Raw genomic sequence first — 11,698 nt, forward strand, 5'->3', positions numbered from 1 at the left:
TATCACCATGTTAGCGGTTTTATAGAAACTGTTCAAGTTAGAATATCAAAGTCACCAATACCTAAACAGCTTTATTTAGGCAGTATATTAGTGGGTACTATTTCTTTTAGTATGGCTATGATTCTTTGAAATAACGTATCATTCTCTTTATGCATCGGATATGCCACTCCATAGGAAAAAGGATCACTATAGTTTAAATAAGAGTATTTAAATCCCTTTTTATTAAGGTCAACTACAAAATTAGGCATAATTGCAACTTGATTTACTGTAGCTGAAATATAATCGTACATCAAAAAATAATTATCAACTGTTTTAATATTTTCTGCATTAAGTTTTTGGCATAGCACTTGATTAAGGTGGTAAATACTTGGATATGAGCGATCAGTAAAAGGAACTAATACACAAGTGTTTTTCAGTTCAGTAATACTCACCTTTTTGCCAAAATCAAAGTTAGCATTTGCGTTATACATTAAGACAAACTCACCAGAAATTAGAGAAACAAAATTCAGTCCTGAAGCACTCTTAATAATATCATCGGAAAGAATAGCAATATCAACCTTGCCATCTGTTAGTTGAGAAACGTAATCACCTAAGTAATTAACTGTAAAGTCAAAACTGGTTGGTTTACATTGCCTTATCAAAGTAGGTAGAAAGGCCCGTTCAAAAGGCGAATAATCCAGACCTATATTCACGTTGCCAAACAATTCCTTTTGATGCGATTTAGTGATATTTAAAATTGCATTATCCTTTTCTTTAAGAATATTAACTGCAACTTGATAAAAATACTCACCATCTAAAGTTAAAGCAATCTTATGAGGGTTTCTGACGAGTAAACGGGTCTTAAGTTCTTTTTCCAAATCGTTAAGGTTTTTGGAAATTGCTGATTGTGAGAAATTAAGTTTGCGTGCTGCTGTCGTAAAACTTAGATTATCAGCAACGTAAATAAAACAGCGAAGTTGTGTGAAATTCATTTTATTATTCCTTTTAGTAATAGCATATTCCAATTTTTAAAAACCAACTTATTTCCCAGGGAATACTATTAATGTGTAATAGTAGAAAGGAAAAAAGCAAAATGACAGATAATTATGATGTTGTAGTTATTGGTGGAGGTTTGTCCGGCTTTGCAGCAGCAACAGAGGCAGCAGATAAAAGCCTTAAAACATTACTTGTCGAAAAAGGTCGCACTACCGGTGGAACTGGCAATTATGTTGAAGGTGTTTTTGCAGTTCAATCCAAAATGCAAAAGCAGGCAGGGATCGATATCACACCAGAAAGTATTCTCCAAGCTGAATTAGATTATTCACATTATGAAGCCAACGGCTTAATTTGGAAAAAGTACATTGAACATTCAGCAGAAAATATCGAGTGGCTGGAAAAGCATGGAGTAAAATTTAAAGACGTCGTTAATATGGGGTCCGGTTTTTCGACTTGGCATCTTTTTGAGGGATATGGTGATAAAGCTATCCATGATGGTTTGGAACCTTATATTAAATCTAAAGGAGTCGAAATTAAGACGCTCACACGTGCAGAAGGACTAACTACTACTTCTTCTGGAAGCTTTCAGCTTAATTTAATTAATGTTACCGACAATTCGACTCAGACGATTAGTGCTAAAGACGTCATTTTGGCAACAGGAGGTTATCTAAACAACCCTGAGTTAATGGCCAATGCGCATAAGTATAATCCTCAAAAAATTGTGGCCGTAAATTCTGGAAAAAGCACTGGCGACGGCTTACAAATGGCCTGGTCTGTGGGTGCACGAAAGTTCTTTACCGGAATGACAATGAACTTTGGTGGCCAAATTTATGATAAAACTAATCAGGTACCAGCCTACGAACTCTCTGACTGGAATCTTGGTAGTGCAGTGTGTGATGAGCCAGTTTTATGGATTAATGAAAACGGTGATCGTTTTGTTAATGAATATGACTGCGTGACCAATTGGGCCAATGAAGGGAACTCAATGCTACGTCAAGATCGGGTTTTTGCTATTTTTGATCAAAAAACGATTGATGACTTCACCGAAAAGAGTTTTCCGTTAGATTTACATCCCTTTTATGAATTACCTAATTACCCTAATTTGAAAAAAGAAATTAAGGTTGCCTTGGACAAGAAGCTTAGTTTCATTACTGTAAGTGATTTTATAGCAGACCTTGCTGAAAAGATTTCAGCTCCCAATCTTGTTGAAAGCATTAATAAGTACAATAAAATGGCAGCTACTGAGTTAGACACTGATTTTGGTAAACCTGCAAAATACTTATTACCAATTACTCAGGGGCCATTCTATGCATTAGAAATGGAAGTTGGTGCTTTCACTACGGGTGATGGGCTGAAAGTTAATGTCAACAATGAAGTTATTGACAACGATGGACATGAAATAAAGCATTTATATGCAATTGGAAGTGACGGCTCTGGAGTCATCTATGGCGACACATATGGTGTTGAAGTTAGTGGAACTCATGCAGGCTACTGTATCTACTCAGCTAGAAATGCTGTTGATAATATAGTAAAGGCGTAGCAGGAGCTTTAACTTTACCATTAACAAAAAGGGGTGCTCAGTAATTAGCTGGGCAGCCCCTTTTCTTCTATTTATTTTTAACTTTGCAATAACCATATGCTAGCATTATTAGCATTAATACTAATAAGCCTATTCCTAACATAAAGACAAAATTCCAATTCAATGATAATTCATAAACTAGACTAACTGCCGGCACTGCAAATGCACCCACCAAATAAGTAATCGAATTAATATACGAATAGCCCTTAGCAAAATTTGTTCCTAGAATGTCCTTAGCAAAAATCTGCTCACCAGGTCCATAAATATCTGTTAGAATATCCGCACCGATTGCACTAATAAGTGCAAAGGCTTCTATATGCTTATTTGTTGCTGAGATTAAAAGAGGAAAAGTGCATAACCCCAAAAAAGTCCATACTGGGAGAGCTTTCTTACCACCAAATTTTTCAGTAGTTATTGCAAACAAGGGTGTAATTAAAATATCAACACCTGTCATAATTGTTTCCATTAATCCGCCTACTGTAGCTCCAAAACCGACTTTAACTGCATAGGTTGGAAAAAGTTGACTCATATTAGAAGCAAAAGTAATTGCTATGAAAAAGATTAGTGTAATTATAAACGGTCGCGAAAAAATTATCTTTTTTGGATCTACTTTTTTGGCCAGATACCCCTTATCTGTTTTCCCTGTTTCATCATCACTTATCCCATAAGGCTTCAATCCAATCATTTGTGGACTTGCTTTCATTAATAATGCACATGGCACTCCTAATATTAGCGTCATCCACGCAAGAATTAGCATTGTTTGTCTCCAACCACAAATATTGATGAGATAAGTTATCAGTGGTGTCATAATCAACAAATAAATAGTCGAAACAAATGACCCCATTGTAAAAGCAAAATTTTTTCTTTTAGCAAACCAATTATTAAGAACTATACCTTGGACTACAGTTCCACAAGTAGCACTACAAATTCCTACAACAATCGCAAGTAAGTATAACTCCCAAATTCGATTAATTTTTGAAAAGAACCATATGCTTATAGTGCCAACTATAACGGCAGTAAGGGTGATTTTGCTCAAACTAATTCGGTCAATTACTCGATTAATTATTGGTAGCATTGCTGAAATTGAAAAGCTAATTAATGTATAATACAGCGCTACTATTGACATTCTGCTATTCAAAGATTCTACTAACGGATTTAAAAATAAACTAAATAGTAAAGTGTAAGTATACTCAAGTAAACTCATCAGCAGTCCAGATGCCAAGACAATTAACCACGGATAAATCCTAGCTAATTTGGACTCCCTAATGTTTTTTCCAATAAACATTGTTTTTAAAAAAACAACTAATTATAAAGCGGCTTGTTGTCCAGCTAGTCTGCCAAAAGTCTGAGCATGACTAGCAGTTAAGCCTGGAACATGATCTGGATATGACCCCCAGAAAAATCCACCACTAGCATTACCTGCAGCGTACAAATGTGGAATTGCGTTTCCTTGTGTATTAAGTACTTGCATTTTTGTGTTTACTCTAAGACCATCCAATGTCGCTAATAAGCGTCCACCATACACAGCACCATAATATGAACCTTCTGTAAGTGGCAGAAGTCTAAAGCTCTCTTTACCAAACTCTGTATCCTTACCCTGAGCACACATCTTATTATAGTTATCTACACTGTTTTTTAGATTTTCAACTGGTAAGTTTAACTTTTTAGCCAGTTCTTCAACTGTATCTGCTTTTTGAATAAAGCCTTCTTTTATTCTAGTGTTTATTTCTTCTTTGTTTTCATCGGTATTATAAAAACCTGGCCAATTCAATCGTGCACAGCCTAAAGTATGGAACTGTTCTAAATTATCCATTGTTGCATCATTCCAAATCGCTACTTGCAAATAGCCTGGTTGCTTAGTTGCTCTATTCATATCAAATTCATAAGGAGCACTTTCGTTACCTACGCGGTCACCATTTAAGTTCAATTTCAAAAGTGGGTAGCTTCCCATCCAGAAATAACCAATATCTTCCCAAGACTTAACGTAATATTCGTTTGTATTGGTTCCTACTGGCACGGACCCGCGATCAAAAATGATTTCAGCTGGTTCTTCATCACGCCAAGCACCGACTTCAACAGCCGCTAATTGACCAGAACCATCATCACGTGGACTATCGGAGTAAACATTTTTCTTCAAGCCAAGTGGATTCCATTTTTGCATTAAGGCCTCGTTTGAGCCATATCCTCCAGAACAAATAATGACACCCTTCTTAGCTTTGAACTCTTTTAATTCTGATGTCTTAGTGTTTTTTGTTAATACACCAGTTACAGTACCGTCTTCTGTGATTAGATGCTCTAATTTAGTTTGCCACAAAAATTCTGCACCAAGCTCTTTAGCTTTTTCTACGACCCAGTCTCCATAAAAGACATCCTCATGCTTATCATTGGTAACATCGTGTTCTGTAGGAAAAGCTGTATTAATTAAGGTCTGATAATGTGCGTCTGTTTCAGGATATAAGTGAGCACCATGAGGCTTTAAAACATTGTCTTCAAGCCAATCAACTGTAGAAGCACTATTATTAACCCATGTCCAAAGTAACTTTTGGTCAACGTTATCTTGGGCAAAAGCAGATAAGTAATTGATTAATTGATACTTATCAATTTCAATTCCTGCTTTTTTCTGTGCTTTTGTCCCGACCGCAGCAAGTGATAAGCGATATAAAAAGTTAGTACTTTTCATTTTATCAATTACTAAAACCTTAGCACCCTTTTCAGCAGCTGCACATGCTGCCATGCCACCAGCATTGCTGGCACCAACTACAATTACATCATATTCGTTTGTGTTCATTTTATTTCTCCTAATCTGCTAATCTTTTTGCTCTATTTTCGCCATAAATTACTGCTAACAAAACGACTAACTCGCAAAGCGCAACAATTCCAACTACAATGTTCCAATTGTGTGTTGCATCTGCAATATTACTTAAAACTGGTGTAGCAAACGCACTAACAACATAAGTAATAGAACTAGCGTATGAATAGCCTGCATCAAAGTCTTTACCTAAGATATCTTTGGCAAAAACTTGTTCACCTGAGCCCATTACAACTGAAATTGCATCTGCTGGAATGGCTGCGGCTAAAGCCAAAGGAATCATTCTGGTTTGGTTAGCAATAATCATCAAAATTGGTGCCAAAATAGTTAGAAGTAGCCACCATGGAAGTGCCTTTCTTCCGCCAAAGTGGTCAGTTGTTACACCAAATAATGGGGTCATAGCTAAATCAGCTACAGTAATGATGGTTGCAATTAAGCCACCAACATTTGCACCAAAGCCGATTCCTTCAGCAAATGATGGCCAAAGTGATGTCATGTTACCCGCAAATTCATTGAAGCAGAAGAAAATTAGAACTAAGACGAATGATAAAGAGAAGAGCACCTTACTTGTATTCGAGCTATTTCCAGCTTCTGCATCAGCATCATCGTTAATTTGGGCCAACTCAGCCTGGGAGGAGACACCATAAGGCAACAGACCTAATTTAGCTGGCTCAACTTTAGTAAACAAAGAACATGGTATTCCGATAACTAGCATTATGATTGCCAAAATGATGAAAGCTCTCCGCCAACCGTTACTTTGAATTATTTGTGAAGCAACTGGAGTAATAACTGCTAAAAAAATTGTGTTAAAGAAAGCACCTGCTGTAAAAGCAAAGTTTTTTCTTTTAACAAACCAATTATTTATTACTACACCTTGGACAACATAACCACTGAAACCACAGCAAATACCAACAATCGCAGCTAAAATATAAAATGCAATAACACTATTAGCCATTGAAAATAGCCATGTTGAAACTGCTGCAACTACAATGGATCCTAAAAGAATCATTGAAACATTAACTTTGTGAATAAACTTACCAACTAGCGTTGTACCAACGGCTGTTGCCAAAATTAATACGGTATAATAGTAAGAAACTGAGCCCAATTTTCCACCGCCAATTGAGTTAGCTAGTGGTGTTAAAAATAGGCCCATAACTTGTGTAAAGACACCCGCCACGATACCACAAAGTAGTCCTGTAGTGACTATCATTAGCCATGGATATATTTTCTGTTTATTACTCATTTATCCTTTCTCCTTTGTTAATTACTTTTATCACATTTATGTTAGCATTGAGTTAAGCACTTTCATCAGACATTACAGAAAGCAGCTTTTCCATTTTGGAAAAGCTGCTAATTATCTTCAGGTAAATTATGAATACTAATCAAATCAAATACTTTTTATCATTAGTCCGAACTCGAAATATTACACAAACTGCTAATCAACTATTTGTTTCTCCATCAACAGTTTCTAAAAATATACATAAGTTAGAAACCTTTTTGGGTACAAAATTAATCAAGCCTGGTCGACGTGGAATAGAGCTAACAACTAGTGGAGAATTTTTTTACGTTAAAGCCAAAAGAATATATAAAGACATTGATGATACTGTTACGGATATTAAAAATAGTAATTTAAAAGCACTTGAACCTATTACTATAGCCTTTACTGGATCACTGTTTGAAATAGAATTTCTTTCAAAATTTATTCAAGATCTAGATAATAGTTTGCAACCACGAATTAACCTTGAAATTTTTGATCCTAATGATGGTAACGGCATTTCAACCTCATTAATTCAGGGTAAATATGATTTTGTTCTGTATCAAAACGACTTTTTTATTGATAAAAAAGAAATTACTTTTAAACCTGTTTTTTCGTCTGGCCTTTCTGTTATTGCCTCAAAGAAAAATCCTTTAAGTAAGAAAAAAACCATAGGTATCAAAGACTTATTTAAGCAAGATGTTTATATCTGGAATTCAGTTCCACCTTTGCCTCTCATTAATCATTTTAAATTTGAACTATCATTAAAATATCCGGAATTCAATTTCAAGAGTATTAGTGATGAAGTGGTACTCGAAATTTTTTGTGCCAGTAATCGTTGCTTAGGGATTGTTCCAAGTATTCTTTACGATAAAGTTAACGAAAAACTTGATTTTATTTTGTTAAATTATAAGTTATCGTTTGAAAATGGCATTGCTTATCGAAAGGGCTACGAGCAAAAGCCCTATTTTCAAAAAATTTTTACAGCTTTGAAAAATGCGGAACTAGAAGAAAAGAAAACGTGGATTGATTAAGACTTTTGGCTTAGTTCTTTAAGCTACTATTGCTATAGCTGGAATTTATAATTATTAAAAAAGTGCTTCATAATAATTAGCTTGTGTGTCTAACTATCATGGAGCACTTTAACTTTTGAAAATTATAATCACTCAAATTAGAATTCTAAGTAATTACGCTTATTTAACTTCTTCAAATAAAGGGCACTTTTGCTGACTTTTGACATCAAATAAACCCTTATCTGAAATTTTGAAGCTTGGTGAAACAAGCAGAGACAGCGTTGAGAAGGACATAATCTCGTTAGTATTTTTATATCCTAGTTCTTGCATTGTCTTGCGGATTTTACCTATTTCACTACCGAGCACTTGCATTGGTTGGTCACTAGCAACTCCACCAATTGGTAGCTCAGCATCAGCAACTATTTCTTCACCTTTAGCAGCAATATAACCACCCTGCTGCTCAATTAATTGATGTTGGATTTTTAGCATTGCCTTCGTGTTGGTTCCCATTACCATCAAATTATGATGATCATGTGCCCAGGTGGCGCCTATTGCACCGTCCTTGAGGATGCCGCGATCAACCAGGCCAACACTATAGCGACCTTCTTCACCGTTATAACGGTCTTGTACAAGAATCATAGCTAGGCCTGCTTTTTGCCATTGAACAATATTATTTTCTACTTCTAACTTAACTTGAATATGATTTGTGAAAGTACCAACTGGGTTAATTTGAATGACATTAGCCAATACGTCGCCATTACTTACCAAGTCCGTTTTAAGCACAAAGTCTTCACTCGTTAATTTAGGGGCATTGACTGAATGGCGTAACGCCGGTAAAAACTGGTAATCAGTTTTTGCTTCAATATCTTCAGCATTTATCCCGTTTTTGTAAACTGCTTCAATTGACAAAGTCTTTGGATTATCCAAAATAACAAAGTCGGCTACTCTACCAGGGGCAATTGCACCGCGATCCCATAATCCCATATGACGAGCTGGTGTATATGTTGAAATATAAATTGCTTCTTCTGGTGTCATTCCCATTTTGATTGCTTTTTTGACCAAATGGTTCAAATGACTGTGCAGTAAAGTGTCTGGCATTGAGTCATCTGTCACAAGGGCCACGTGCTCAAAATAGTTATGCTCAATAATTGTGTCAATTACTTCTTGATGCATTGACTTCAACTGTACTTCAACAAACATTCCGTTACGAACTTTTTCATTAACTAAATCTGCCGTTTGTTGAGTGTGATCAGTAGTGATACCTGCATACAAAACTTTAGCCAAATCTTCACCAGCATATGCTGGAACATGTCCTTCTAATGGTAATGTAGGCTTTTCATGACGGCAAGTTTTGATAATATCTTTGATTAATGTTTCACGTGGTGATGTCATCCCTTTAAAGTTCATCACCTCACCCAAACAAATAAATCGGGGATCTTTAAGTAGTTCCTGAACTTCTTTGACACCTATCTGGCCACCAGTTGTTTCCATATCTGGATTAGTCGAAGGCACAGACGAAGGAATACCAAAGAAAATATCAATTGGTGCTGGTTCATCAATAAAGTTTTTGAGTCCCTTAATACCAGCAACATTGGTTATTTCATGGTCATCCGCCACAATGGTCGTTGTACCGTATTTTAAAATCGTTTGGCCCATAATTGCTGGCGTAGTCATTGAAGAGTCAATGTGCATGTGGGCATCAACAAATCCCGGAATTAAGTACTTACCTTTTAAATCAAGTGTTTTCTTTGCTTCAATTCCTGGCAAATCTGTATTAATCCAATAGAACTTACCATCTTTGACTGTTACTTGTGTGTCAACAAATTTACGCAGAAATACATTAAAAATATGGCCGTTTTTAATCAACAGATCAACTTGTGTCATTTTGCCTCCCATAAATAAAGAGCTGGTTTTAGCCAACTCTTTTATTTTTCCTTATTACTGATTCATTATCTTGTTCCACTGACTTATCCACGAAGACATGTGACTATTCACATAGAAGAAATCAATTGTCTTTGCTCTTTTAGCAATGTCACCGTAAGTCTTATTTGTTGCCTCTGCAGGTGACAATTCAACTTGTGAGTTAACTGGTGCATTATTAAGTGATTTAGCACCAGCAACTTTTTTCTGGTTTTCTTTACTTAGTCTAAAATCAATGTACTTGTAAGCAGCGTCTGCATTTTTGCTATTCTTTAAAATCGCAATATTGTTATAGTTTGCATAAGTACCTGAAGCTGGCACCATGTACTTCAAACTTGGATTTGTTGCTTTCAACATTCCAACAGCATAGTCACCAACAACTGCAACAGTAATTTCCCCAGTCTTAAACATATTACTCAAATCTGAACTTTGTGCATAAGTTTTTACAACATTTGGCTTCAACTGTTTCATTGCCTGAAACGCTGCCTTACCATCATCCTTAGTCACATCAACATTAGCATGGTCACCTGCAACATAGAGCATTGCAGGACCAAAAGTTGTTGCAAAATCTGGTACGGCAATCTTACCCTTTAATTTCTTTGACCATAAGTCATTCCAATCTTTGATTTGAACTTTCTTTGGATTGTAAATGATCCCTAAACTATTAACAGTGTATGGCACAGTATTAGTTTGTTTAGCTAGCTTTTGTTGATCACTCGATAAATACTTAAAGTTCTTAATTTTTGAAAAATCTAACTTTTTAAACAGTTTCTTTTTAGAACCTGTAATCGCATTATTTTGTGCTAGCTCAATCACATCAACTGTTGAATTAGGGTTGTGTTCTATCTGCGTTAAACGAGTTGAACTATCACCAAATTGCGTAGAAACTTTCACATTATTTTTCTTAGCGTAAGGATCAAGGACATCTGAGCGCATTTGCTTTGTTGATAAACCAAAGGTTGATACAACCAATTTACCACTATTTGTACTAGATGAACAAGCCGTGGTTGCAATAGCAGTTCCGGCAACGATAAAGCTGGCAGCTGCCAAGCAAGCTTTTTTGAATTTCATAATAATAAAAAACCTTCCTGAATATTTACTCTGACAATGGATGAAGATGTTTAGCTGGGAGTGTAAGTTTGACCTCATCCCCTGAACTTCGCATCTTCTGTCTTGCTTCCTCAACTTGGAAGTCACCCAATTCTGAATGAATAGTGTATTTAAAACTTTGTCCCAAATATTCACGACCAGTAATCGTACCAGTCAAAGTGTTTTCAGTACTATCTGCGTTCAATTGAATGTTTTCGGGGCGAATGGTAAGAACTTTTGCATTCTCATTATTTTCTTCAGTTGTTAATCTCGTTCCCTTGACTGCAATATGATAACTATCCTCACGGTTGTCTGCATTAACTGGAATAAAGTTGTCGTAACCAATAAACCGAGCCACATACTCAGTACGCGGATGATGAAAAATATTTTCGGGACGGTCAAATTGTTCGATTCGTCCTTGATTCATAATTAAAACTTTGTCAGAAATTGCAAAACATTCTTGTTGATCATGTGTGACAAAAAGAACTGTCATCTTCATTTCTTGCTGTAATTTACGAATCTCTTCACGCATTTTTAAACGCAATTTAGCATCAAGGTTACTTAATGGCTCATCCATCAATAGCATCTCTGGATTGGTAACTAGCGCCCTTGCCAAGGAAACTCGTTGTTGCTGTCCTCCAGAAAGTTGTGCCGGAAATTGAGTTGCTAGGTCGCTTAAACCCGTCATTTCAAGTATTCCGGTCACTTTTTCGTTAATTTCCTGCTTTGGTAATTTGTGCATTTTTAAGCCAAACGCCACATTATCGAAAACACTTAAATGTGGAAATAAGGCATAACTTTGGAACACCATCCCAAAGTTGCGTTTATACACAGGTGTTTTGGTAATATCTTTACCATTAACTAAAATTTGCCCTGCAGTTTCTTGAATTAGACCCGCAATTATTCTTAAAGTTGTAGTTTTTCCACAACCCGAAGGTCCTAAAATTGAAACCAATTCACCATTTTTAATTGTAAAAGATATATCCTGCAAAACTTTAGTTTTACCATCATATGATTTTGCTAAATTTTTTACTTCTAAATTTGCCACACTCAAAACC

At 35.9% G+C, this 11,698-nt stretch carries 9 protein-coding genes; 2 read left to right on the forward strand and 7 right to left on the reverse strand.

Features of this window, described 5'->3' with window-relative positions:
• Positions 1-71: 71 nt before the first annotated feature.
• Positions 72-1,004, reverse strand: coding sequence for a LysR family transcriptional regulator (locus tag DKL56_RS07430; RefSeq protein ID WP_162542524.1), 933 nt, complete (start codon positions 1,002-1,004; stop codon positions 72-74).
• Between the two features lie 68 nt (positions 1,005-1,072).
• Between DKL56_RS07430 and DKL56_RS07435 the strand changes: the two genes are divergently transcribed.
• Positions 1,073-2,515 (forward strand): vinyl phenol reductase, encoded by a 1,443-nt coding sequence (locus tag DKL56_RS07435; RefSeq protein ID WP_162542525.1) that lies wholly within the window; start codon positions 1,073-1,075, stop codon positions 2,513-2,515.
• Positions 2,516-2,582: 67 nt separating this feature from the next.
• Here DKL56_RS07435 and DKL56_RS07440 read toward each other — a convergent pair whose 3' ends face one another.
• The 3 genes from DKL56_RS07440 to DKL56_RS07450 are packed head-to-tail and all read right to left on the reverse strand — an operon-like array spanning position 2,583 to position 6,606.
• Positions 2,583-3,839, reverse strand: a complete 1,257-nt coding sequence (locus DKL56_RS07440) for an MFS transporter (protein WP_109715954.1) — start codon at positions 3,837-3,839, stop codon at positions 2,583-2,585.
• Positions 3,840-3,860: 21 nt separating this feature from the next.
• Positions 3,861-5,342 carry an FAD-dependent oxidoreductase gene (locus tag DKL56_RS07445; RefSeq protein ID WP_046307948.1) on the reverse strand — a complete coding sequence of 494 codons (1,482 nt, stop codon included), beginning with the start codon at positions 5,340-5,342 and terminating at the stop codon, positions 3,861-3,863.
• Positions 5,343-5,352: 10 nt separating this feature from the next.
• Entirely contained in the window at positions 5,353-6,606 is a 1,254-nt protein-coding gene (locus tag DKL56_RS07450; RefSeq protein ID WP_046307949.1) for an MFS transporter, read from the reverse strand.
• Positions 6,607-6,734: 128 nt separating this feature from the next.
• On the opposite strand from DKL56_RS07450, the gene DKL56_RS07455 reads away from it, so the two are divergent.
• Positions 6,735-7,652, forward strand: coding sequence for a LysR family transcriptional regulator (locus DKL56_RS07455; RefSeq protein ID WP_046307952.1), 918 nt, complete (start codon positions 6,735-6,737; stop codon positions 7,650-7,652).
• A 159-nt stretch (positions 7,653-7,811) separates the two neighbouring features.
• Here the strand turns inward: DKL56_RS07455 and DKL56_RS07460 are convergent, their stop codons facing one another.
• Genes DKL56_RS07460 through DKL56_RS07470 form a run of 3 tightly spaced genes read right to left on the reverse strand, consistent with a single transcriptional unit; the run spans position 7,812 to position 11,688 of the window.
• Positions 7,812-9,515, reverse strand: coding sequence for an adenine deaminase C-terminal domain-containing protein (locus tag DKL56_RS07460; protein ID WP_109715955.1), 1,704 nt, complete (start codon positions 9,513-9,515; stop codon positions 7,812-7,814).
• Between the two features lie 54 nt (positions 9,516-9,569).
• Positions 9,570-10,622, reverse strand: coding sequence for an ABC transporter substrate-binding protein (locus DKL56_RS07465; RefSeq protein WP_109715956.1), 1,053 nt, complete (start codon positions 10,620-10,622; stop codon positions 9,570-9,572).
• A gap of 25 nt (positions 10,623-10,647) precedes the next feature.
• Complete coding sequence (locus tag DKL56_RS07470; RefSeq protein ID WP_109715957.1) at positions 10,648-11,688, reverse strand: ABC transporter ATP-binding protein; 1,041 nt, start codon at positions 11,686-11,688, stop codon at positions 10,648-10,650.
• Positions 11,689-11,698 lie beyond the last annotated feature (10 nt).

This window comes from Lactobacillus apis, from assembly GCF_003150935.1.
Classification (GTDB): domain Bacteria; phylum Bacillota; class Bacilli; order Lactobacillales; family Lactobacillaceae; genus Lactobacillus; species Lactobacillus apis.